Source organism: Aeromonas sp. L_1B5_3, assembly GCF_963866575.1.
Lineage (GTDB): Bacteria > Pseudomonadota > Gammaproteobacteria > Enterobacterales > Aeromonadaceae > Aeromonas > Aeromonas jandaei.
Map to the genome: position 1 here is coordinate 13,423 of NZ_CAWMDN010000113.1, position 24,138 is coordinate 37,560.

A 24,138-nucleotide genomic window follows, 5' to 3' on the forward strand; every position below is an offset into this window, starting at 1 on the left:
TGAAGAGCTAGCAAAAGGCCGGAGTGATCCCGGCACGACAGAAAAAAGAGAGCCAGTCCGCGCAAGCGGACTGGCTCTCTCTATTTGGTGTGACCCGACTCCCTTGTTGGCGAGTACCGGCCTGTGGCTTAGAGCTTGAACAGCGGACGCAGGCGAATACCGATCAGGCTACCGGCGAGGGCCATCAGCATCCAGACCCAGCCGTGCAGGCTGCCGGAGGCGGTGCCGTCGAAGAAGCCGCCGAGGTTGCAGGCGCTGTACATGGCGCCCATCCCCATCAGCAGGCCGCCGAGGATGGATGCCAGACTGTTGCCGATCCGCATCGGGGCGAAGTTGCCGCCACCGCTGATGCAACGCGCCAGCATGGCCCCCAGAATGCCGAGCCAGAACATGCCGACCATGGGATTGATGAAGAGTGGCTGGGCCAGCTTGGGGTTGCCCTCGAACAGGCCGAACAGAGAGGCGCCGCGCAGCGCCATGTCATAGACGGCGCCTGTGATGGTCCAGGCCGAGCCGTGCAGGGCGACGACAGTGGAGTTGAGCACTGCGATGATGATGCCGCCGGTCAGCACAGTGAAGCGGCCATCGCGCCAGAACAGGTTGCCGCCGCTGAAGAGGGGCTTGAGCTCGCCGGTGCGCTTGAGTTCGCTCTTGCGAAACAGCAGGAACAGCGCGGCGACCAGCGCTAGGTTGAGCAGCATGCCGCTCCAGATATTGCCGGTCAAATCCTTGGCCAGCACCACATGGCTGGAGAAGGTGGCCTCCAGTTCGGGGCGGAACTGGTTGCTGATGAGGGTGCCGATGCCGTAGCAGATCAGCACCAGCCAGAAGCGGGGCTGTCCCTCGCCGCAGCAATAAAGAGTGCCGGTGGCACAGACGCCTGCCAGCTGCATGCCAATGCCGAACAGGAAGGCACCGACGATGAAAGGAATGCCGATAGCCATCACGTTACCCACCATGGCATCGCCAAACAGGGCGTGACTAAAGGAGAGGAAGGTGGTGAACAGCAGAATTTCGATGGCGATGGTGAGCAGGTGAACCCGCACATAGTAGCTGTTGCGCTTGGTCAGCATCTCGCGCCAACCGAAGACGATGCCGAAGCGGCTGAAGGAGAGGGTGAAGCCGAAGCCGAATCCGATCAGGGCCATCAAAGCCCATTTCATACCAAAGGTGTTGCCGAGCCAGAGTAACGCTCCCCCCGCGATTGCCACGATGGGGAGCGACCATTTTCGATTCATGCCAGTTGATCCTTGTAGTTGGTTATTGGAGGGGCGGATCCTATTCCCTCATGGAGCCCAACACCACCGATTTTGCCAGTGATTGAAAAAATGGGTGGTGGAGTCGCTCGGCTATGGCCGGCCGGGTGATTCAGTGCTGCAGAGTGTCGAGATGGAAATGACGGGTCTGTTTGGTCAGGATGCGGGCATGCTGGGCCACCATGCTCGCCTCTTCAGCGGCGTGGCTGGCGTTTTGATTAACCTCGGTTGCCAGTCGGGACAGTTCGCTAACCTGATGATGGATCCCCTGCACAAGTCTGGTTTCATCGCCCATCAGCTGATCGACCTGAGCGATACGTTGATTGATCTCCTCGCAGCTCTGTTCTATCCGGGCGACGCTCTGGCGTGCTGTCACCGCGTGGGTGACCGCCTGTTCGACCCGGGCCAGTTCGGTATCCATCTCGTTGGCGGCGCGCTGGCTGACATCCTGGATCTTGCCGATGATGGTATTGATCTCGGTAGTGGCGCTGCCGGTGCGGGTCGCCAGCGAGCGGACTTCATCGGCCACGACGGCAAAACCGCGCCCCTGTTCGCCTGCCCGGGCAGCTTCAATCGCGGCATTGAGCGCCAGCAGATTGGTCTGCTCCGCAATATCGTGAATGGCGCCAGCCAGCCCGGCAATCTGCTGCGAGAGGCCAGCCAGATCTGAAATGGTGCTGGATACCCGCTTTACTCCAGTGGCTTGCTCCTCGATCACCTGCTCCACGGTGCGCATGGCGCGCGATGCTTCTTGTGCCCGCTCGGCTGACTGGAGGGTTCGGTCCCCCACTTGATGGAGTTGGCTAGCCGCCTGCTCGATGGAGTGAGTGAGCTGTTCGATAGCCTGTTCGATATGTTGAGCTGCCCCGACCTGCGCCTGGCTGTCATCGGTGTACCGTTGTGCCATCGACGTCAGGTTGGTGGCACGATCATCGAGAGTGCTGGCGCTGCGCTGCAGCGACTCGACCAGGGTGGCAAGCTGATCGCGCATGGTTCCGATCTGGCGGATTAGCTCGCCGATGGCATCGAGGCCAGGTTCCGGCATGGGACGGTTCAATTCCCCTTCGGCAATGGCGGCGGTAGCCTTGCCGGCGGCCATCAGGCGTTGCTGGGTGGGTCGCCCCAGCCAGAAGATGAGTCCGCCGCCCAGCAGAGCAGCGCACAGCAACAAGCCATAGCAGAGCCGGGTTGTACTGGCGAGATGGGCCATCTGCTCGGCGGCATACTGGTTGCCGCTGATGACGGTGGCATCCACTCCGATCCGGTGGGCGTTATAGAGGGTTCGCAGGCGTGCGGCGATGGCACCCGCCTGTACCAAATCGCCTGCCTTGATTGCGGGTACAAATTGCGTATTGAGCAGTTGCCAGAACCGCTCACCCTGTTGTTTCTGCTCCCCCAATAGCAGCTGTTTGAGCGGTTCATTGAGGTTGCTCTCTTGCCAGAAGCGGTTGCGCTCTTCGAACTCCTTTTGCAGGCGAGCGAGAGTCTGTAGCAACCCCTCCCGCTCCTCAGGTTTGGCATGGAGCAGGGTATAGACCTGCAGTTGGGATTCGATGAGATAGAGCGGAGGTGGCAGGATGTCGGCGACCACGTCCTTGCCTTGTCCCATCTGATCGGCTGCACTCCTGAGCGAATAGAGACCAAAAAAGCTGATTGATATCAGCACGATAATGACCACCACCCCAAGCAGCTGGCTAAATAGCAGTGAACGGTCGTGAATTTGCCTGAACATGATGCCTCCATGCGGTGTTGTCCATGGATAGCATAGCTTCATTATCAGGAAGGTGATTCAATCGTGACTGGCGTGAGATGACGAGAAAAGTTCTGCTGCCGAGGTTTGCCCCGGCACGACGGCCGGGGTGGGATGACAGGGTTTACTCTTTGGCTGGTACAGGCTTGGTCTTGCCGCTGCGCAGCCCATCCAGCGTAAAGATCACCAGTGCGCTCCAGATGCAGGCGAAGGTGATGAGCTTGTCCATTGCCAGCGCCTCGCCGTAAAGGGTGACGGCCAGGATGAACATCATGCTGGGGCCTATGTACTGGAAGAAACCCAGGGTGGAGAGCTTGAGCCGGGTGGCCGCCGCGGTGAAGCAGAGCAGGGGAGCCGTGGTGACGGCGCCGGCGGCGATCAGCAGCAGGTTGAGCTGCCAGCCGTTCTCCGTCATGTGGCTGGTCGGGCTGTCGGCGAGGCCCCACAGGTAGAAGGCAGCAGCAGGCAGCATGATGAGTGTCTCCAGCAGCAGGCCGGTGAGTGCATCGAGGGCCAGCTTTTTGCGCACCAGACCATATAGAGCAAAGCTCGACGCCAGCACCAGTGCGATCCAGGGCAGGGAGCCGAAGGCGATAAGCTGGATTGCCACGCCGATAAAGGCGAGGGCGACCGCCCACCACTGCAGGCGGCGCAGCTTCTCGCTCAGAAACAGCATGCCCAGCAGCACGTTGAACAGCGGATTGATGTAGTAGCCGAGGCTGGCATCCAGCATATGGCCATTGTTGATGGCCCAGATGAAGAGCAGCCAGTTGCCCCCCACCGTGAAGGAGGTAAAGGCGAGGGTAAGCAGCACTTTCGGCCGACGCAGCACCGCCTGCACCTTGTGCCACTGGCGGCCCAGCAGTACCAGTACCATCAGCAGGGCGCAGGACCAGATCACCCTGTGGGTGAGGATCTCGATGGCCGGCACGGCGGCAATGGTTTTGAAATAGATCGGGGCTATGCCCCATAGGGTATAGGCGCTCAGGGCGTAGATGATCCCCTCGCGCTGGGTCTGTTGCGACATGCAGATGGCCTTCACTGGAGTGCGGATGTTGGAAAAACATCGCAAAAAATCAGTGTAGCGATCCTTGTGCGGGGAAAGAAGCGAATAAAGCGAAGTCTGGGGGGAGGAGAGGGATCAGCCTTTACCGCGGCGGATCTTGTCAACATCCATCAGCAGCCACAGCATCAGGGCGATAGCGGAGATCCAGGGGCCCCAGGTCACGTAGGCCTCGCCGTGCCCCAGCACGAAGAAGAGCAGGGGCAAACCGATCACCAGAAACAGGACACTTCCCAGAAAAAATAGCATTTTTATCTTTATATTTAATGGCTTGCTTATTTGATGATTATATCGATTGTGCCGCCTGATGGAAGACCGAAATGCAAAAGGGGGGATTTCTCCCCCCTTGCTGATGATGATGGCTATTTATCCCCTTATTCGAGCTGGATCCAGGTACTTTTCAGCTCGGTATATTTCTCCAGCGCGTGTAGCGACTTGTCGCGACCGTTGCCGGACTGTTTGAAGCCGCCAAACGGCATGGTCATGTCGCCGCCATCCCAGTTGTTGACGAACACTGTGCCGGCGCGCAGGGCGCGTGAGCCCTTGACCGCCTTATTGAGATCCGCCGTCCAGATTGCCGCGGCCAGTCCGTAGTCGGTGTCGTTGCCGAGCGCGATAGCCTCCTCCAGCGTATCGAAGCCGGTCACTGCCAGCACCGGGCCGAAGATCTCCTCGCGGAAGATACGCATCTGCGGAGTGACTTCATCGAAAATAGTGGGTTCGATATAGAAGCCGCCGCTCACTGTGTTGGTGCGGTTGCCCCCCAGCAGCAGCTTGGCTCCCTCCTGTTTGCCAATTTCGATATAGCGCAGCACCTGCTCCATCTGGATGTGATCCACCATGGCGCCGATGCGGGTAGCGGGGTCGAGCGGGTTGGCCGAGATCCACTCGCGGGCATGGGCCAGTAGTCGCTCCATAAATTGCGGTTTGATGCTGTTTTGCACCAGCAGCCGGGAGGCGGCGGTACACACCTCGCCCTGGTTGTAGAAGATGGCACCTGCGGCGCTTCTGGCGGCAGCGTCCAGATCGGGCACGTCAGCCAGAATGATGTTGGGGCTCTTGCCGCCGCACTCCATAAAGGCGCGCTTGAGGTTGGATTTGCCGGAGCACTCCACCAGATGCTTGCCAATTTTGGTGGAACCGGTGAAGGTGATGCAATCCACATCCATGTGCATGGCCAGCGCCTCGCCTACGGTATGGCCAAAGCCGGGCAGCACGTTGAATACGCCGTCGGGAATGCCTGCCTCCTTGGCCAGACCCGCGATGCGCAGGGCGGTCAGGGGGGACTTTTCGGAAGGCTTGAGGATCACCGAGTTGCCGGTGGCGAGCGCCGGGCCCAGCTTCCAGCAGGCCATCACCAGCGGGAAGTTCCAAGGCACGATGGCGGCGACCACCCCAAGTGGTTCGCGGGTCACCAGCGCCAGAGCGGATTCCTCGACCGGCGCGACCTGATCGTAAATCTTGTCGATCGCTTCGGCGTTCCAGGCGATGCAGTTGGCTGCGGCCGGAGCGTCATAGCCCATGGCATCGCCAATGGGTTTGCCCATGTCCAGCGACTCCAGCAGCGCCAGTTCCAGTTTGTTGAGACGCATCAGTTCGGCGAAGCGCTGCATGATCTGCTTGCGCTGTTTCGGTGGCAGACCGCTCCAGCGCTTGTCATCGAATGCGGCACGAGCGGCCTGTACCGCCAACTCGGCATCGGCGGCGTCGCAGGCGGCCACTTTGGTCAGCAGCTTGCCGTTGGCCGGGTTGATGCAGTCGAAGGTAGCGCCATTGATGGCATCCCGGTAGCTGCCATCGATAAAGGCTTGCGAGGGCAGAGTCAGGTGGGAGGCCTTGTGTTGCCACTGGGCCAGGGTCAGGTCACTCATGTTCACTCCTTGAACCGGCAAAAGTCACTATCCGCGTATCAATATGCTAAACATCTTGCCGCTTGTAAATCCATTCTGTAACAATTCATTAAACATTGGGCTGTTTTTAACCGATGCCAGTCAGTTAGAAACTGGCGGGAGTATTGGCTGAAATCAGCACGCACTCCTGCTCGCCCACGTTGCGAAAACGGTGGGGGGTACGGCTGTCGAAGTAGTAGCCATCGCCCGGCGTCAGCAGGTAGATCTGCTCGCCGACGGTCACCTCAACCTCGCCCTTGATGACGATGCCGCACTCTTCACCCTCGTGGCTTAGCATGTCGTCACCGGTGTCGGCCCCGGCAGGCAGGATCTCCTGCATCATGCCGATGGCGCGGTTGGCACGGCTGTGGCCTACCAGTCGGTAACTGATGGGATGGGTGCCGAGATCCGGCATATCGGCGGCGCGAAAGACCACTTCGGAGTCCATTTCGGTCTCGTCGGTAAAGAAGCTGGCCAGCGACATGGGGATCCCTTCCAGCACCTTGCGCAGGGAGGCAACCGACGGGCTCACCTGATTTTTCTCGATCTGGGAGATGAATCCGTTGGTCACGCCGGAGCGTTTGGCCAGCTCGCGCTGGGAGAGGCCGGCTTTGGTGCGAACCGCCTTGAGGCGGTGGCCGATATCCATCGATAGACACTCCTTGACTGTTTACTATTATTAAATTTGTGTTAAATATCTTATACCACCCCGTTCAGCACAGCTAGTTGGGGTGAGATCAGATAGGGCCATAATGAGCCCTTTTTTAAGGATTCAGGTGTTTAATTTAATAGGCAATGGCCGATAGTTGCTAAACACCTTAAGGATGAGGTGACCATGAAACCGATCAGCGACATCAATACCCCCTCCGACATGTCCGCCTTCTGGATGCCGTTCACTGCCAACCAGCAGTTCAAGGCGGCGCCGCGCATCCTGAAGTCGGCGGAGGGGATGTATTATCACTCAGAGGATGGCCGCAAGATACTGGATGGCACAGCCGGACTCTGGTGTTGCAACGCGGGCCATGGTCGGCGCGAGATTGCCGAGGCGGTTTCCCAGCAGATTTCCCACCTCGATTTCGCCCCCACTTTCCAGATGGGCCACCCGCTGCCGTTCGAGCTGGCCAACAAGCTGGTGGAGATTGCTCCCAAGGGTTTTGGCCACGTCTTCTATACCAACTCCGGCTCCGAGTCGGTCGATACCGCGCTCAAGATTGTGCTGGCCTGGCAGCGGGCGCGCGGTCAGGGCACTCGCACCCGGCTGATTGGCCGCGAGCGTGGCTATCATGGGGTCGGCTTCGGTGGCATCTCGGTGGGGGGCATTCCCGGCAACCGCAAGTGGTTCGGCTCCCTGCTGACCGGGGTGGATCATCTGCCCCATACCCTCAATATCGCTAAAAATGCCTTCACCAAAGGGCTGCCTGAGGAGGATGTGGCGCTGGCCGACGAGCTGGAGAAGATCGTTTTTCTACACGATGCCAGCAATATCGCGGCTGTGATTGTCGAGCCCATCGCCGGCAGTACCGGCGTACTGATGCCGCCGAAAGGCTACCTCAAGCGGCTGCGGGAGATCTGCACCAAGCACGGCATCCTGCTGATTTTTGACGAGGTGATCACCGGTTTCGGTCGCCTCGGCTCCCCCTTCGCCGCTCAGGAGTTCGATGTCATCCCCGACATGATCACCTGCGCCAAGGGGCTCACCAACGGCGCTATCCCCATGGGGGCGGTGCTGGTGCAGAAGCACATTTATGACGACATGATGGCGGCAGGCAAGGGGGCCATCGAGCTGTTCCACGGCTACACCTACTCCGGCCATCCGGTGGCTGCTGCTGCGGGTCTGGCGACCCTCGAGATCTATCGCAACGAGAACCTGCTCAGCCGCGCCGCCGATCTGGCGGGCTACTGGGAGGAAGCGGCCCATTCGCTGAAGGGCTGCAAGCATGTGAAGGATGTGCGCAACTACGGGCTGGTGGCGGGCATCGAGCTGGAATCCATGCCGGATGCGCCGGGCAAGCGCGCCTACGAGGTGTTTGTCCGCTGCTTCGAGAAGGGGGCGCTGATCCGGGTGACCGGCGACATCATCGCCCTGTCGCCCCCCCTCATCATTGAGCGCAGCCAGATCGACGATCTCTTCACCCTGCTGCAGGATGCCCTGCAGGCCCAACCCTAACCCATTTGGTGGCCCCGCTCTGGCGGGGCCTTGCGTTGCCTCGTTTTGACGAGCGCTGCGCCACCACGACATCAGTTATCACGGAGGATACATGACATACAGGGTCAGCAACTTCATCAACGGCCAACCGCAGGAGAGTCGCAGCGAGCGGCAAGGGGCCATCTTCAATCCCGCTTGTGGCAAGCAGCAGGGGAGCGTGGGGCTTTCCAGCGCCGCCGAGTGTCAGGAGGCGATCGCCATCGCCGAGCGCGCCTTTGTCGACTGGTCGCAAACCCCGCCGCTGGTGCGGGCCCGGGTCTTTTTCCGCTTCAAGGAGTTGATGGAGCAGCACAGGGACGAGCTGGCCCAGCTCATCAGCCGTGAGCACGGCAAGGTCTTCTCCGATGCGCAGGGTGAGCTGACCCGCGGGCTGGAGGTGGTGGAGTTTGCCTGCGGCATTCCCCATCTGCTCAAGGGGGAGCACTCCCTCAACGTCGGTCGCGGGGTAGACAGCTACTCCATGATGCAGCCGGTCGGGGTTTGCGCCGGTATCACGCCGTTCAACTTCCCGGCCATGGTGCCGCTCTGGATGTTCCCGGTCGCCATCGCCTGTGGCAATACCTTTATTCTCAAACCCTCCGAGAAGGATCCCTCTCTCTCGCTGCGGATGGCCGAGCTGCTCAAGGAGGCAGGTCTGCCTGACGGCGTGCTCAACGTGGTGAACGGTGACAAGGAGGTGGTGGATGTGCTGCTGACCGACCCGCGAGTAGGTGCCGTGTCGTTTGTCGGCTCCACCCCCATCGCCCAGTACATCTATGCCACCGCCTCGGCTCACGGCAAACGGGTGCAGGCGTTGGGCGGCGCCAAGAATCACATGGTGGTGATGCCGGATGCGGACCTCGATCAGGCGGTCTCCGCCCTGATGGGGGCTGCTTATGGGGCGGCGGGCGAGCGCTGCATGGCTATTTCGGTGGCCGTGGTGGTGGGGGATGAGACCGCCGATGCGCTGGTGGCCAAGCTGACGCCGCTGGTGGAAAAACTGCGGGTGGGTCCGGGGCTGGGCCAGAGCCCGGAGAACGAAATGGGGCCGCTCATCAGCAAGGAGCATCTGGCCAAGGTGCGCGGCTACGTTGATCAGGGGGTGGCCGAAGGGGCCGCGCTGCGGGTCGATGGTCGTACGCTGAGCCACGACGAGGGTTACTTCATCGGTGGCTGCCTGTTTGACGAGGTGACTCCCGAGATGCGCATCTACCGCGAGGAGATCTTCGGCCCTGTGCTCTCCATCGTGCGGGTGCCGGATTACGAGACGGCGCTGCGCCTTATCAACGAACACGAGTACGGCAACGGTACCGCCATCTTTACCTGTGACGGCGACACCGCGCGGGACTTCACGGCGCGGGTGCAGGTCGGTATGGTAGGGGTGAACGTTCCCATTCCGGTGCCGATGGCGTTTCACAGCTTTGGCGGCTGGAAGCGCTCCATCTTCGGGCCGCTCAACATGCACGGGCCGGATGGGGTTCGCTTTTATACCCGGATGAAGACGGTCACGGCGCGCTGGCCCCAGAGCCTGCGCAGTGGTGCCGAGTTCTCCATGCCAACCATGAAGTGATGAGCCAAAGGCTCACCACCATGATTTGATTCTCTTGCCCCCGCAGATCGCTGGTCTGCGGGGGCACTTCTGTAAAGGAGCAACAGATGCGATTGGGAATTCTCGATTGTGACCGGCTGGATCCCGATCTGGCGGATCGTTTTGGCCCCGTCTACTCCGAGATGTTTATCAGGGGGTTTCAGCCGCTGGCACCCGAGCTGGAGTTTCGGGTCTGGTCAGCCATCGATGGCGAGTTGCCGGAGGATCTGCATGAGTGCGATGCCTGGCTCATCACAGGTTCGCGCCACGATGCCTATAGCGATATCCCCTGGATCCAGGCACTGCGCGGCTGGATCCGCCGTGCCCACGATGCCGACGTCAAGCTGGCCGGGATCTGTTTCGGTCATCAGGTGATCGCCCAGGCGCTCGGTGGCGAGGTGGTGAAGTCCACCAAGGGGTGGGGGCTGGGGGTATCGGTTCACCCCATGCTGGAAGATGCCCCCTGGATGGCGCCGGCGCGGGATCATATCCGCATTCTGGCGAGCCATCAGGATCAGGTGGCGCTGCTCCCCCCCGGAGCAACCCGGCTGGCGGGCAACGATTTTTGTCCCAACTTCATGTTCCTGCAGGGGGACAACATAGTGGCCATTCAGGGGCACCCCGAGTTCTCGGTGGAGTACAACCGGGCGCTGATCGAACGGCGCCGTGGCCTGCTGCCCGACGAGCGTTACCAGAGCAGCCTCTCCTCGCTGGAGGGGGAGGTGGATTCGACCACCATGATGCAGTGGTTGCTGCAGTTTTTGGGGATCCTGCCGCTGCAGGCCGGCGCGGCCTGAGCCCGGTTTGTCAGCGACCCCCTTCGGGTGCTAGATTTTGTAGCAAAATGAAGGATCAAGCGCTGCGATGTCGGGATCGGATGATACACTGGCCGCCCTTTGTGGCGGCCTGTTTGTCTGGCGTGATCGCCGCACCAGCTTGAGAGGGTGAAGCCTTGAAACTACAGCAATTGAAGTACTTGATCGCGATCCGGGACCACAACCTCAACGTCTCGGTGGCGTCCGATGCGCTCTATACCAGCCAGCCCGGGGTCAGCAAGCAGATCGGCCTGCTGGAGAGCGAGCTGGGAGTGCGGATCTTCGAGCGCCGTGGCAAGCATCTGCACCGCATCACCCCGGTGGGCGAGGAGATCATCAAGTGTGCCGAGGCGATGCTCAACATCGAGAGCAAGATCAAGGCGATCTCCCGCGAGTATCTGGATCCGACCGTGGGCACCCTAAATATTCACACCACTCATACCATCGCCCGCTATCTGCTGCCCAAATCGGTTACCTACTTCACCAAGAAGTACCCCAAGATCTCGTTCCACCTCCATCCAGTGATGTCGGCGAGCAAGGAGCAGATCAGCAAGGGTTACTCCGATTTTTCCATCGTTGCCCACGAAATTGGCTTCGACAAGGAGCTGATCGCGCTGCCCGCCTACCTCTGGACCCTCTCGCTGGTGGTGCCGCAGGATCACCCGCTGGCCAAGGTGAAGAAGCCGACGCTGGAGCAGCTCTGCCACTACCCGATCCTCAGTTACGAGAGCGGTGCCACCGGTCGGCAGGTGCAGGACGAGGTGTTTCAGGCGGCGGGGCTGACCCCGAGCTACTACATGACGGTAATGGATGCCGGAGTGATCAAGCGCTATGTGGAGCTGGGCTTTGGCATAGGCATCATCTCCTCGCTGGTGGCCAACGACACCGACAGCCCCGGGCTGGTCTCCATCAATCTGGAGCACCTGTTCAAGCCCTGCCCGGCCCAGATCTGCTTCAGCAAGAGCATTCTGCTGCAGAACTACATGTATGACTTCATCAGCTCCTTCTCGCCCCACCTCACCAAGGAGGTGATCCAGAGCGTGATGCAGCAGCCGACCCAGGCGCGCATTGACGAGCTGCTGGCCGGGGTGGAGCTGCCCATCTATTGATCCCGATCGGATTCCCGATCGCTGCCGGTTGTCTCTTCTGTTAGGCTGGGCTCTACTCAGGGTTCAGCCTGTCTCTTTTGGGCTATCTCCATCGTCCGAGGTCTCTATGTCCCGCATTCTGCTGCTTGCCAATCTCAACTGTGATCATGTGCTCTCCCTCTCCGAACCGCTGGTGGCGGGTGCTCGGCTGCAATATGTGGATCAGGGGCGCAGGTTGGGCGGCGGCGCAGCCAACACCGGCATCGGGCTGGTGTGGGCAGGTCACGAGGTGACCATCGCCTCCCGCATCGGACTGGACGAGACCGGCGACTGGCTGCTGGAGCAGGCGGCTGGTTACGGGCTGGATTGCAGCCATGTGGAGCGCTTTGGCGGCGAGACCGGCGAGCTGCTGATTCTGGTGGACTCCACCGGCGAGCGCACCATACTGCGCCGCCCGCGGCGTCCCGATCTGCCCGGTGATCTGCCGCTGGAAGGGGTGGATTGCCTCTATGTGAACTATCCCGGTACCTCCATCATCAGCTACATGCGCCAGATGCTCGGCAAGAGCTTCGTGGTGGCCCAGTATCCCAAGGGGGGGCAAGCGCGCCGTCCTTGCCACGTACTGGTGGCCTCCCGTTCCGATCTTGGCGAGGTGAGCGACCCCTGGCAACATGCCCGCCAGCTGGCGGGGGAGCAGCTGGAGTGGCTGGTGCTGACCGAGGGTAAGGCAGGCGCAGTGGCCATCCACGGTGAGGAGCAGATTAGGGTCGCCGCCCGGCCAGTATCTGTGGTTGATACCACGGGGGCAGGGGATGCTTTCGCTGGGGGATTGATCCATGGTCTGGCACGAGGCATGGCGATCAAGGATGCGTTGCAGTGTGCGGTGGACTGGGGCGCATTTGCCGTCGCCTCCGAGAGTTCCATCCCCTCGGTCGCGCTGAAAAACTGGCTGAAACAGCCTCACTGACGCCCCGTTCATTCACTGTTCGAAGGGGGATTTCCCCTCTTGTCTGTTGGGTGCGGCGGTGAGGAATTTCGGGAAATTTAGCCGCCAGAATGGAGGTAAACGCCGGGCTAACCCGGCAAGTTTGCGATCAATCAAAGAAAGTGTCGATTTATGTGCATCTTCATCGACACCCGGTTGTGCTGCTCTTAACCTTGTCACTCCGCAACTCAGATTAAGAGACAGGCCCCCCTCTGGTGGACAGAGGCAAACCGGTTGTCTCCTGCCTCTTAGCTCAATGTTGTCGTCCTGATTCCTGGCTTGTAGTAAGAGGCAAGTGCGACCATGCAACTGACACGATTTACCGACTACGCCCTGCGTACCCTGACCTTCCTGGCGGTGCAGCCGGGCGATCGCCTGTCGACCATTACCGAAGTGGCCGATACCTTCGGCATCTCTCGCAACCACGTGGTCAAGATAGTGCACCAGCTCGGCATCAAGGGGTACATCGAGACGGTGCGTGGCAAGCATGGCGGTATCCGGCTCGGTCGCTCCGCGGTCTCCATCAACCTGCGCGATGTGGTGATGGACATGGAGCACGTGCTCTGTCCGGTCGACTGCAAGCGCGAGAACTGCCGTCTCTCCGGCGGCTGCCGCATTCAGGGCATTTTGCGCCGCGCCATGAACGCCTTCCTCGAAGTGCTGGGTGAGTACACCCTGGCCGATGCGGTACGCGATCCGAACCGTCTCTGCCACCTGTTGGGCATCGAGCAGGAGTCCATTCTGGCGATGGCCTGATGGGCAGGAAACAAGAACAGTTAAGAAAGGGGCCTGATGGCCCCTTTTGCTTGTCAGCGATTACCCGGCTGGCGGATAAGGGTGATGGCGCCGTGCAGACAGGCGAGGCCGCAGGCACCGCAGCCATTGCAGGCATCCATGTTGACGTTGATGCCATCGGCGGTGGCCTTGATTGCCTGCTGGGGGCAGGCATCTTCACAGAGCAGGCAGTAGAAGCCCTGACGGGCCTGACAACTATCTTCAATCTGGACCCGGGTCTGCACCTGACGGCCCAGTTGCAAGTCGAGTGCACCGGTCGGACAGGCTCTGGCGCAGCTGCCGCAATAGCTGCACTGGCCGCAGGCGAGATCGAGCACCGGGGTGCCGGCAATCGGGCTCCCCTCGTACTCCTCCTGGGTGGCCGGTTTGAGCAGACCGCGCGGGCAGGCCTTGAAACACTCGCCACAGCGGGTGCAGAGGGTGAGGTACTGGGACTCCTCGATCGCCCACGGCGGGCGCGCTTCATGGCAAACCACCGCGGGTTCGCGTGAAGCTTGCCAACCTTGTGTCAGCCAACGGAGGAAATAATGAGTCATGCCCACCCCTGATACCTATTAGGGGTTAATTTTATCGAAGTTTGCGAGGGCAGGCCAGAGAATAGCAGCCGTCAGGATCGCAAGGGCTGTTGCCCTTGTGTAAGCTAGGCGGGTCTCTTTTCCGTGGTTGAATGAAAACATATGTGGTTATTTCTCTGGCGTTCGTCCCTGCTCTATATCTTTCCCCTGCTGATGTGGGGCTACTGCCGCATCAAGGGCATCGAGTTCGTCGAGCTCGATACCGGGGTCAACAGCCACAAGTGGGTGGTGCTCGCCGCCTACCTCATCTACGTGCTGCTCTGGCTGCTGGCCAACCGCTATCTCGAACTCTTCCTGCGCCAACGGAGCCGTAAATGATCGAGCCCGGGCTCTGGGTCATCCTGCTGCCAGCCGCCCTGCTGGCACTCGGAACAGGCTGGCTGATTGGCCGGCGCAACAGCACGGCGCAGACTCAGGAGCTGCTGCTGGCACAGGAGCGTTATCAGGCGCTGCAGGAGCGTTTTGACGAACTGCAGGATGAGCGGCAACAGGGGCAGCAGAAGCTGGATCAGCAGCAGACCCTGCTCATCAAACTCACCGCCCGTCTCAAGGATGCGGAGGCGACCCTACGCAGCGAACGGCTGGCTGCCGCCGAGAAGCTGCAACTGCAACAGGAGGCGGAGCAGCGCCTCAGCCAGCAGTTCGAGAATCTTGCCAACCGGATCTTCGAGCAAAACTCCGGCAGCTTCCGTGAACTGAACCAGAACAGCCTCGATCTGCTGCTCACTCCGCTCAAGGAGCAGCTGGAGGGCTTCCGCCGTCAGGTGGGGGAGACCCACGCGCAGGAGACGGCCCAGCGCCACAGTCTCAAGTTCGAGCTGGAGCGCCTCGCCGAGCTCAATGCCCGCATGACCGAAGAGGCTGCGGCACTGACCAGAGCCCTCAAGGGCGACAGCAAGCAGCAGGGCAACTGGGGGGAAGTGGTGCTGGCGCGGATCCTCAGCGAGTGCGGTCTGCGCGAGGGTCACGAGTACCACACCCAGGTCAATATCGAGGTGGAGAAGGGCAAGCGCTACCAGCCCGACGTGATCGTCCACCTGCCACAAGAGAAAGACATCATCATCGACGCCAAGGTGTCGCTGACCGCCTACGAGCGCTGGTACAACGCCGATGACGAGCTGGAGAGGGCGGTGGCGCTGAAAGAGCACGTCGCCTCGGTGCGCAATCATATCCGCGAGCTGGGTCGCAAGGATTACCAGCAGTTGCCCGGGGTGCGTACCCTCGACTATGTGCTGATGTTCGTGGCGGTGGAGCCCGCCTTCCTCACCGCGATGGAGGCCGATCCCTCGCTGGTGCGTTACGGTCTAGACAACAATATCCTGCTGGTGAGCCCCACCAACTTGATGGTGGCGCTGCGCACCATCGAGAACCTGTGGCGCTACGAGCGGCAGAACCAGAATGCCCGCCAGATTGCCGAACGGGCCGGTCGCCTCTACGAAAAGCTGCGGCTGTTTGTCGAGGAGATGCAGCAGATGGGCGGTAGCCTGCACAAGGCGCAGGAGAGCTACGACAAGGCGATGGGACGGCTGGTCAACGGCCGTGGCAATCTGATTGCGCAGGTCGAGCGTTTCCGCGAGCTGGGGGTGGAGGTGACCAAGAGCCTGCCCGAGCCGCTGGTGGAACGGGCGCTGGAGCGTGACAAGGAGCGGGAGTAGTTTTTCCCCTTACAGCCATCAGCAAAAGGCCCAAACCCGGTTTGGGCCTTTTGCTATCTGTCAGTTCGCTTCGTGCTGACCCATCATCAGAAATCCGCAAAGCAAACGGCCCACCGAAGTGGGCCGTTGTTATTTGCACTGCCGGTGTTAATCAGCGGCTGGCGGCGCGGGCGCTCAGTTCGGCCTTCTCGCTATCGCTCAGGAAGGCCAGGGTCAGGCCGTTCTGCTGGGCGGTGCGGATTTCGCTGGCGGTCATGCCGGCGGCCGGAGCGGCCACTTCATATTCGTGGGGCAGATCGATCCCTTCCACCGCTGGATCGTCGGTGTTGAGGCAAGCCAGCACGCCGGCAGCCAGGAACTGGCGGATCGGGTGTTCGGTCAGGCTCGCCACCGTGGTGGTCTGGACGTTGGAGGTGAGGCAGGATTCGATGCCGATGCGGTGCTCGGCCAGATAGGCCATCAGGGCCGGATCCTGAATCGCTTTGACACCGTGGCCGATACGCTCGGCACCCAGCTCGCGAATGGCCTGCCACATGCTCTCGGGGCCAGCCGCCTCACCGGCGTGCACGGTGACGCGCATGCCTGCATCGCGCACCTTGCGGAAGTGGTCTACAAAGAGTTCCCCCGGGAAGCCCAGCTCGTCACCGGCCAGATCGATGGCGACCAGCTTGTCGCGGTGGGCCAGACAGGCGGCTAGCTCCTGATTGCACTGTTCGGTGCCGAAGGTGCGGCTCATGATGCCAATCAGGTTGGCCTTGATGCCGAAGTCACGGCTGCCCGCGGCCACGCCGTCGATGATGGCTTCCACCACGCCTTGCGGGTGCAGCTTGTGGGTCATCGCCATATAGGCCGGGCTGAAGCGCAGCTCGGCATAGTCGATACCGGCGCGCAGCAGGTCTTCCACGTTCTCGTAGGCAACCCGGCGGCAGGCGTCATAGTCGGCCAGCACGGCAACACCCCAGTCCAGCTTCTTCAGGAAGGCGACCAAGCTCGGCTCGTTCTCGACGATCTGTACGTGAGGGCGCAGCGCTTCCAGCTCGAAGGCGGGCAGCTGAATATTGTGTTGGCGACCCAGCTCGAGGATGGTTTGCGGACGGATGTTGCCGTCCAGATGGCGGTGCAGGTCGGTCAGGGGGAGAGATCTGTCAATCATGATGGCGCCTTCTTCGAGTCGGGTTTGAAAGCCTGCCATTCTAGGCGGGGCTTTCAAAAAAGATACCCCGTTTGCTGGCAAACGGGGTCTTATTGGTCGGTGATTTATCAAGGCGTGATGGGAATCGTTTTTCCCCGGGACTCAGGAGAGATCGAGTTCCTTCAGCTTGCGGGTGAGGGTGTTGCGACCCCAGCCAAGCAGACGGGCCGCCTCCTGCTTGTGGCCATGGGTGTGCTCCAGCGCCGTCTCCAGCATGATCCGTTCGAACTGGGGCATGGCATCGGCCAGGATGTCGGTCTCTCCCAGCGCCAGCTTGCTGGCCACCCACTCCTGCAATTGCTGCTGCCAGCAACCGGGCAACGCCGGTTGGCCGGGCTCGGCGTTGTGGGTGATGGGGGTAAGCAACTCGGGGGGAAGATCGCTCACCAGCACCTCCTGCCCGGAGGCCATCACGGTGAGCCAGCGGCAGACGTTCTCCAGCTGGCGCACGTTGCCCGGCCAGGGCAGGCGGCTGATATAGGCCTGGGTGTCAGGGTGCAGGCTCTTGGCCTCCACGTTCAGCTCTTTGGCGGCGCGCAGCAGGAAGTGACGGGCCAGCTGGGGGATATCCTCACGGCGCTCCTTGAGGGCGGGAATATGAATGCGGATGACGTTGAGGCGGTGGAACAGATCCTCGCGAAACTCGCCATCGGCGACCCGTTTCTCCAGATTCTGGTGGGTGGCGGCGATGATCCGAACATCCACCTGTACTGGCTGGTGGCCGCCTACCCGGTAGAACTGGCCATCGGCCAAGACCCGCAGCAGCCGGGTCTGCACATCCAGCGGCATGTCGCCGATCTCGTCGAGAAACAGGGTGCCGCCGTCGGCTTGCTCGAAGCGGCCGTGGCGGATGTTGTTGGCGCCGGTAAAAGCCCCCTTCTCATGACCGAACAGCTCAGATTCGATGAGATCTTTCGGGATAGCCGCCATGTTGAGAGCGATAAAGTTTTTGTGGGCGCGCGGGCTGTGCTTGTGCAGGGCGTGGGCGACCAGCTCCTTGCCGGTACCGCTTTGGCCGTTGATCAGCACCGAGATGCTGGAGCGCGACAGGCGGCCGATGGCGCGGAACACCTCCTGCATCGCCGGCGCTTCACCGATGATCTCGGGAGTGGCTGTGGACTCTTGCTGACGAGACTTCCGCTTGGTGCGCTGCTCTTTGAGGTGATTCTCGGCGCGGCGCACCAAGGTCACAGCTTCGTCGATGTCGAACGGCTTGGGCAGGTACTCGAAGGCGCCGCGCTGGTAGGCGTTGACCGCGCTGTCGAGATCCGAGTGGGCGGTCATGATGATGATGGGCAGATCGGCCTGACGGCGGTGGATCTGCTCCAGCAGGCTCAGGCCATCGATGCCGGGCATCCGGATATCGGAGAGGATGACATCGGGCGAGCGCAGCTCAAGGGCATGCAGCAGCGCTTCGCCATCGGCAAAGCTTTCGCAGTTGAAGCCTTCGCTGCCGAGGGTGCGTTCCAGCACCCAGCGGATAGAGCTGTCATCGTCGACGATCCACACTTTGGCTGTCATGGTGTTCCCTTACTTGCGAAGCGGTAGAAAAATGGTGAATTCGGTGTGGCCTGGCCAGCTGATGCAGTCGATTTTCCCCTTGTGCTGGTCGATCAGGTTCTGGGCGATGGAGAGGCCAAGCCCGGTGCCGCCCTCTTTGCCGGTGATCATGGGATAGAACAGGGTGTCGCGAATGGCATCGGGAATACCGGGGCCGTTGTCGATGATCTTGATCTCCGCCGCCAGCCGGTAACGCTGGCCGTGGATGGTGATCTGGAACGCGGTGCGGGTCTTGATACGGATAAGCCCGGTCTGATCGCCCAGCGCTTCGGCGGCGTTGCGCACTATGTTGAGAAACGCCTGCTGCAGCTGATCCGGCTCCATCTCGAATTCGGGGATGCTGGGGTCGTAATCCCGCTCGATGCGCACCGTCGGTGGTAGCTCCAGCTCCACCAGTCGGCGTACCTGCTCCAGCACCGAATGGACATTGTGCATCTGGTGACGGCCGGGGCGCTGGGGGCCGAGCAGGCGATCGACCAGAACCCGTAGCCGGTCGGCCTGTTCGATGATGATGCCGGTATATTCGCGCAGGGCCGGGTCGGGCAGCTCCTTTTGCAGCAGCTGGGCTGCGCCGCGCAGGCCGCCGAGGGGATTCTTGATTTCGTGGGCGAGACCGCGCACCAGCTCTTTGGCTGCCAGCTGCTGGGCATGCTGTTGCTGCTCCTGACTGATCTTTTTCTGCTGGTCGATCTTGCGAAGCTCCACGACCAGCAGGCGCTGCTCGTGGTCGGCCATGGGAGTAGCACTCAGCTCTACCAACCGCGGTTCTCCCTCTACCACAAGAGTCACTTCGCTATCGGTAAAGCCCTGCCCTGAAACGAGGCACTGCTTGAGCCGCTGCAAATCGAGGGAGATATGTTCCAGCAGATGGGGCAGTTCGATGCCGATCAGCCGCCGTTCACTGAGAGAGAGCAGCTGCTCGGCGGCGGGATTGACAAACTGGATGCAGAGCCGTTCATCCATCAGGATCACGGCGGTCAGCAAATTATCCAAGAGTGTTTTGGCGTTGTCCGAGCGGGTTGGCACTGGTTTCTCCCTAAAACGGTGCTGTGCACCTGCAATGCACCGATATGGTGCATTGAGTTTACCCGCATCGGTGCGCTATATCACCCCTGGTTGGCTTTGGGGGTGGGTTTGGGAGCCGGATCCACGCTTGCTCTATGCAGGTAAAAGGTGACTGGAGTCGATTTAGCAAGGATCGTACCGTCTTTGGCGAGCAGTTCGAGCTGGGCCTCGTGGGCTCCGCGATCGACGTTTTCGATCCGGATCGAGAGGCTGTTGCTGACAAGGGGAGCCGCTTTGCCATCCAGTGTCAGCCGGACATCATACTGGGTGGGTGGTTTGGGGCTGATCTGGCCCTGAAAGACGATATTGCCGGTATTGTCGCGCAGAGTGCTGCCCTGTTCCGGTGAAAGCAGGGCGATTACCAGCTTGGTCGCCTCTTTCTTCTTGCTGGCATCGACACCGGTCAGGGAGTTGAAGTTTTCCACCTGTACCGAATGGGGCGCTCCGCTTAAGAAGGGGGCCGTGCGCAGATCGACTTCCTTTACCTTCTTGCCGGGAGGAGGGGCATCCGTGTAGTGGGTGACGCCATTGCCATCGACCCAGGAGTAGACCTTGGCGGCATGCGTACCAAACGAGGTCAGCAACAGGAGGGCGACAAGCCCGATGCCATACTTGTTGTTCATCCATCTCTCCTTGACGGTATCTTGCTTAATCCTATCAGAGAAAAAACCCGCCAGATGGCGGGTTTTGTCACGATTGGGCAAGCTGGTCCGATTAACCGGACAGCAGTTTTCGGCTTAGACGGAGTAGTACAGCTCGAACTCCAGCGGGTGCGGGGTCATGCGCACACGGTCAACATCCTGCTGTTTCAGTTCCAGGTAGGAGTTGATGAAGTCATCGCTGAACACGCCGCCACGGGTCAGGAACTCGCGATCGCTATCCAGAGCGGCCAGTGCTTCGTCCAGAGAACCGGCAACGGTCGGTACTTCTGCAGCCTCTTCCGGCGGCAGGTCGTACAGGTTCTTGTCCATGGCATCGCCCGGATGGATCTTGTTGATGATACCGTCCAGACCGGCCATCAGCTGAGCTGCGAAGGCCAGGTACGGGTTGGCTGCCGGATCCGGGAAGCGCACTTCGATACGACGGGCTTTCGGGCTCGGAACCACCGGGATACGGATGGAGGCAGAGCGGTTGCGGGCAGAGTAGGCCAGCATGACCGGTGCTTCATAACCCGGAACCAGACGCTTGTAGGAGTTGGTGGTCGGGTTGGCGAAGGCGTTGATGGCCTTGGCGTGCTTGATGATACCGCCGATATAGTGCAGCGCCATCTCGGACAGACCGCCATACAGGTCGCCGGCGAACAGGTTGACGCCGTTCTTGGCCAGAGACTGGTGGCAGTGCATGCCGGAGCCGTTGTCACCGAACATGGGTTTCGGCATGAAGGTGACGGTCTTGTTGTAGGCGTGGGCCACGTTGTGGATCACGTACTTCAGTACCTGCACTTCGTCCGCTTTCAGGGTCAGAGTATTGAAGCGGGTAGCGATCTCGTTCTGACCGGCAGTAGCCACTTCGTGGTGGTGAGCTTCAACAACCTGGCCCATCTCTTCCAGCACCAGACACATGGCGGCACGGATATCCTGGGAGGAGTCGACCGGCGCAACCGGGAAGTAACCGCCTTTCACGAACGGACGGTGGCCCTTGTTGCCATGCTCATAGGCAGTACCGGAGTTCCATGCAGCTTCTTCGGATTCGATCTTCACGAAGCTGTGGCCCATGGTGTTGGAGAAGGTGATGTTGTCGAACATGAAGAATTCCGGCTCCGGCCCGAACAGCACGGTGTCAGCGATGCCGCTGGACTTCAGGAAATCTTCGGCGCGCTTGGCGATGGAGCGCGGGTCGCGGTCGTAGCCCTGCATAGTGGCAGGCTCAAGCACGTCACACACGATGTTCAGAGTGGTCTCTTCGGTGAAGGGATCCAGCTTGGCGGAGGCGGCATCCGGCATCAGTACCATGTCGGATTCGTTGATGCCTTTCCAGCCACCGATGGAGGAGCCGTCGAACATCTTGCCGTCTTCGAAGAAATCTTCATCAACCTGATGGGCAGGGATGGATACGTGCTGCTCTTTGCCCTTGGTGTCGGTAAAGCGCAGATCAACAAACTTGACTTCGTGTTCCTGGATCAGGGCCAAAACGTTCTGGACTGACATGCTAAATAACCTCCGGTGTTAAAACTCTCTGGGTGAATGCGTCGTCGTATTCACATAAGCCAGTATCGTGCCAAGTTTGTGACAGCCTGATTTCAGGGCAATCCCGTCTCGGTGGTTCCCCAAAAGCAGGCAATCTCGACTGGTGTTGCATCAAAAGGGTGCGACCGTGGATCGTTTTGGTGCACTGAAATAGTGCGCAAGATGCGGTCGCACCCCATATAAGCAGGGTTTACAGACGAGGTCTATGATCCAGATCCGTTGTCATGCGCGAATGTACTGCAATTCTGCTAGGCAGATCACAAAGGCAAGAGTACAATTAGCGCCCAATTTTACCCGGTGATTGAGGCGAGAATGTTAGAGAATTTACGCAATATTGCGATTATTGCGCACGTTGACCACGGCAAAACGACGCTGGTGGACAAACTGCTGCAGCAGTCCGGTACCCTGGACCGCTCCACGGAAGGCCAGGAACGGATCATGGACTCCAATGATCTGGAACGGGAACGTGGCATCACCATTCTCGCCAAGAACACTGCGATCCGCTGGAATGACTACCGCATCAACATCGTTGATACCCCGGGTCACGCCGACTTCGGTGGTGAAGTTGAGCGCGTACTGTCCATGGTTGACTCCGTGCTGCTGCTGGTTGACGCCGTTGACGGCCCGATGCCGCAAACCCGTTTCGTGACCCAGAAAGCATTCGCTCAGGGTCTGAAGCCGATCGTGGTCATCAACAAGGTTGACCGTCCGGGTGCTCGTCCTGACTGGGTAATGGATCAGGTATTTGACCTGTTCGACAACCTGGGTGCGACTGACGAACAGCTGGACTTCAAAGTGGTTTACGCCTCTGCACTGAACGGTTGGGCCACCATGGATCAGGACGTCGAGTCCGAGAACATGGAGCCGCTGTTCCAGGCCATCGTCGACAACGTGGAAGCCCCGAAAGCTGACACCGAAGGCGCGTTCCAGATGCAGATCTCCCAGCTGGACTACAACTCCTACGTGGGCGTTATCGGTATCGGCCGTATCACCCGTGGTCGCGTCAAGACCAACCAGCAGGTCACCATCGTTGGTGCCGACGGCAAGACCCGCAACGGTAAAGTCGGTCAGGTGCTGGGCTATCTGGGCCTGTCCCGTACCGAAGTTGCCGATGCGCAAGCTGGCGACATCATCGCCATCACCGGTCTGGGCGAGCTGAAGATCTCCGACACCATCTGCGACAACGGTGCTGTTGAAGCGCTGCCGCCGCTCTCCGTTGACGAGCCGACCGTGAACATGACCTTCCAGGTCAACACCTCACCGTTCGCCGGTAAAGAGGGCAAGTTCGTGACCTCCCGCAACATTCTGGAACGTCTGAACCAGGAGCTGGTCCACAACGTGGCCCTGCGCGTGGAAGAGACTGATGATCCGGACAAGTTCCGTGTATCCGGTCGTGGTGAACTGCACCTCTCCATCCTGATCGAAAACATGCGTCGCGAAGGTTACGAGCTGGCGGTATCCCGTCCGGAAGTAATCCTGCGTACCGTTGACGGCGAACTGCAAGAACCGTTCGAAACCGTTACTGTGGACGTGGAAGAAGCGCACCAGGGTTCCGTCATGGAGCAGCTGGGTCTGCGTAAGGGCGAAATGACCAACATGACCCCGGATGGCAAGGGTCGCGTTCGCCTGGACTTCATGATCCCGAGCCGTGGCCTGATCGGCTTCCAGACCGAGTTCATGACCATGACCTCCGGTACCGGTCTGCTCTACCACACCTTCGACCACTACGGTCCGCACAAGGGTGGCAGCATCGGTGAGCGTCAGAACGGCGTGCTGATCTCCAACGCTACCGGTAAGGCACTGACTTACGCCCTGTTCGGTCTGCAAGACCGCGGTCGTCTGTTCATCGGTCACGCGACCGAAGTGTACGAAGGCCAGGTGATCGGTATTCACTCCCGTTCCAACGACCTGACTGTTAACTGCCTGAAAGGCAAGCAGCTGACCAACATGCGTGCCTCCGGTACCGACGAAGCTCAGGTTCTGACTCCGCCGATCCGCATGACTCTGGAACAGGCTCTCGAGTTCATCGACAACGATGAGCTGGTAGAAGTCACTCCGAAGAGCATCCGTATCCGTAAGAAGCTGCTGACCGAGCTGGATCGCAAGCGCTCTGGCCGTGGTTAATCCCATGTGCTGAGTCTCGGTAGCCCTCGTGGTTGCTGACGATTCGCTGATAGAAAGGCCCAAACCTCAGGTTTGGGCCTTTTTTTATCTGCGTTGGGCTGGGCGGTTCAGTTACACCTTGCCTTGTGGATAAGCGCTGCGGCCGCGCGTGACAGGCTTTCAATGGGCGTTTGGCTTGCTATGGCTCGATGCAGAGGGCGTGTTCTGGAGGCAGGGCTCTGCAGATCGGAAGATGGCCTTACCGGGCCTGCTGGCAGGGGTGGGCTCTTATGGGTGAGCCAAAGCAATCGCTATAAATTTAATTTATGGATTTTGCCTTAATGGCCCAGCTTTATCTTATGTGAACGACTTGGGCTGCCTGAAGCTC

General features: G+C 60.3%; 21 protein-coding genes. 9 read left to right on the forward strand and 12 right to left on the reverse strand.

Annotated features, from left to right (window positions below; genetic code table 11):
- Positions 1-128: 128 nt before the first annotated feature.
- From AACR93_RS10225 to AACR93_RS10250, 6 genes are all read right to left on the reverse strand, one after another.
- Positions 129-1,238, reverse strand: coding sequence for a YeeE/YedE thiosulfate transporter family protein (locus AACR93_RS10225; protein WP_197077951.1), 1,110 nt, complete (start codon positions 1,236-1,238; stop codon positions 129-131).
- A 130-nt stretch (positions 1,239-1,368) separates the two neighbouring features.
- Entirely contained in the window at positions 1,369-2,988 is a 1,620-nt protein-coding gene (locus AACR93_RS10230; RefSeq protein ID WP_043850691.1) for a methyl-accepting chemotaxis protein, read from the reverse strand.
- 142 nt (positions 2,989-3,130) lie between these two features.
- Positions 3,131-4,033, reverse strand: coding sequence for an EamA family transporter RarD (gene rarD, locus AACR93_RS10235; RefSeq protein ID WP_043850692.1), 903 nt, complete (start codon positions 4,031-4,033; stop codon positions 3,131-3,133).
- A 114-nt stretch (positions 4,034-4,147) separates the two neighbouring features.
- On the reverse strand, positions 4,148-4,318 hold the full coding sequence (locus tag AACR93_RS10240; RefSeq protein ID WP_005341999.1) for a hypothetical protein: 171 nt from the start codon (positions 4,316-4,318) through the stop codon (positions 4,148-4,150).
- Positions 4,319-4,443: 125 nt separating this feature from the next.
- Complete coding sequence (locus AACR93_RS10245; protein ID WP_043850693.1) at positions 4,444-5,940, reverse strand: aldehyde dehydrogenase; 1,497 nt, start codon at positions 5,938-5,940, stop codon at positions 4,444-4,446.
- Positions 5,941-6,064: 124 nt separating this feature from the next.
- On the reverse strand, positions 6,065-6,607 hold the full coding sequence (locus AACR93_RS10250) for a cupin domain-containing protein (protein WP_041209486.1): 543 nt from the start codon (positions 6,605-6,607) through the stop codon (positions 6,065-6,067).
- A gap of 186 nt (positions 6,608-6,793) precedes the next feature.
- Between AACR93_RS10250 and AACR93_RS10255 the strand changes: the two genes are divergently transcribed.
- From AACR93_RS10255 to AACR93_RS10280, 6 genes are all read left to right on the forward strand, one after another.
- The gene (locus tag AACR93_RS10255; protein ID WP_043850694.1) at positions 6,794-8,125 is read left to right on the forward strand and encodes an aspartate aminotransferase family protein; all 1,332 of its coding nucleotides are present in this window, start codon (positions 6,794-6,796) and stop codon (positions 8,123-8,125) included.
- Positions 8,126-8,216: 91 nt separating this feature from the next.
- Positions 8,217-9,713, forward strand: a complete 1,497-nt coding sequence (locus AACR93_RS10260; RefSeq protein ID WP_043850695.1) for a CoA-acylating methylmalonate-semialdehyde dehydrogenase — start codon at positions 8,217-8,219, stop codon at positions 9,711-9,713.
- Positions 9,714-9,799: 86 nt separating this feature from the next.
- Complete coding sequence (locus tag AACR93_RS10265; protein ID WP_043850696.1) at positions 9,800-10,528, forward strand: glutamine amidotransferase-related protein; 729 nt, start codon at positions 9,800-9,802, stop codon at positions 10,526-10,528.
- A 155-nt stretch (positions 10,529-10,683) separates the two neighbouring features.
- The gene (locus tag AACR93_RS10270) at positions 10,684-11,655 is read left to right on the forward strand and encodes a LysR substrate-binding domain-containing protein (protein WP_033114758.1); all 972 of its coding nucleotides are present in this window, start codon (positions 10,684-10,686) and stop codon (positions 11,653-11,655) included.
- Positions 11,656-11,761: 106 nt separating this feature from the next.
- Entirely contained in the window at positions 11,762-12,601 is an 840-nt protein-coding gene (locus AACR93_RS10275; protein WP_043850697.1) for a PfkB family carbohydrate kinase, read from the forward strand.
- Positions 12,602-12,922: 321 nt separating this feature from the next.
- Positions 12,923-13,375, forward strand: a complete 453-nt coding sequence (locus tag AACR93_RS10280; RefSeq protein WP_033114760.1) for an Rrf2 family transcriptional regulator — start codon at positions 12,923-12,925, stop codon at positions 13,373-13,375.
- Positions 13,376-13,428: 53 nt separating this feature from the next.
- Here the strand turns inward: AACR93_RS10280 and napF are convergent, their stop codons facing one another.
- Complete coding sequence (gene napF, locus AACR93_RS10285; RefSeq protein WP_043850698.1) at positions 13,429-13,950, reverse strand: ferredoxin-type protein NapF; 522 nt, start codon at positions 13,948-13,950, stop codon at positions 13,429-13,431.
- Between the two features lie 141 nt (positions 13,951-14,091).
- Here napF and AACR93_RS10290 point away from each other — a divergent pair, with 141 nt between their 5' ends.
- Positions 14,092-14,307 carry a hypothetical protein gene (locus tag AACR93_RS10290; RefSeq protein ID WP_033114762.1) on the forward strand — a complete coding sequence of 72 codons (216 nt, stop codon included), beginning with the start codon at positions 14,092-14,094 and terminating at the stop codon, positions 14,305-14,307.
- Positions 14,304-15,644 (forward strand): DNA recombination protein RmuC, encoded by a 1,341-nt coding sequence (gene rmuC / locus AACR93_RS10295; RefSeq protein ID WP_043850699.1) that lies wholly within the window; start codon positions 14,304-14,306, stop codon positions 15,642-15,644. Before AACR93_RS10290 ends, rmuC begins: the two co-directional genes overlap by 4 nt.
- A 151-nt stretch (positions 15,645-15,795) precedes the next feature.
- On the opposite strand, the gene add is transcribed toward rmuC, so the two are convergent.
- The 5 genes from add to glnA all read right to left on the reverse strand — a co-directional run bounded on the left by add (position 15,796) and on the right by glnA (position 21,608).
- Positions 15,796-16,797 (reverse strand): adenosine deaminase, encoded by a 1,002-nt coding sequence (gene add, locus AACR93_RS10300; protein WP_043850769.1) that lies wholly within the window; start codon positions 16,795-16,797, stop codon positions 15,796-15,798.
- A gap of 141 nt (positions 16,798-16,938) precedes the next feature.
- Positions 16,939-18,357, reverse strand: a complete 1,419-nt coding sequence (gene glnG / locus AACR93_RS10305; protein ID WP_043850700.1) for a nitrogen regulation protein NR(I) — start codon at positions 18,355-18,357, stop codon at positions 16,939-16,941.
- Between the two features lie 9 nt (positions 18,358-18,366).
- Complete coding sequence (gene glnL / locus AACR93_RS10310; RefSeq protein WP_043850701.1) at positions 18,367-19,422, reverse strand: nitrogen regulation protein NR(II); 1,056 nt, start codon at positions 19,420-19,422, stop codon at positions 18,367-18,369.
- A gap of 80 nt (positions 19,423-19,502) precedes the next feature.
- Positions 19,503-20,084, reverse strand: coding sequence for a DUF4124 domain-containing protein (locus tag AACR93_RS10315; RefSeq protein ID WP_043850702.1), 582 nt, complete (start codon positions 20,082-20,084; stop codon positions 19,503-19,505).
- A 114-nt stretch (positions 20,085-20,198) separates the two neighbouring features.
- Positions 20,199-21,608 carry a glutamate--ammonia ligase gene (gene glnA / locus AACR93_RS10320; protein WP_033114767.1) on the reverse strand — a complete coding sequence of 470 codons (1,410 nt, stop codon included), beginning with the start codon at positions 21,606-21,608 and terminating at the stop codon, positions 20,199-20,201.
- Between the two features lie 351 nt (positions 21,609-21,959).
- Here glnA and typA point away from each other — a divergent pair, with 351 nt between their 5' ends.
- On the forward strand, positions 21,960-23,771 hold the full coding sequence (gene typA, locus AACR93_RS10325; RefSeq protein WP_041209495.1) for a translational GTPase TypA: 1,812 nt from the start codon (positions 21,960-21,962) through the stop codon (positions 23,769-23,771).
- Positions 23,772-24,138 lie beyond the last annotated feature (367 nt).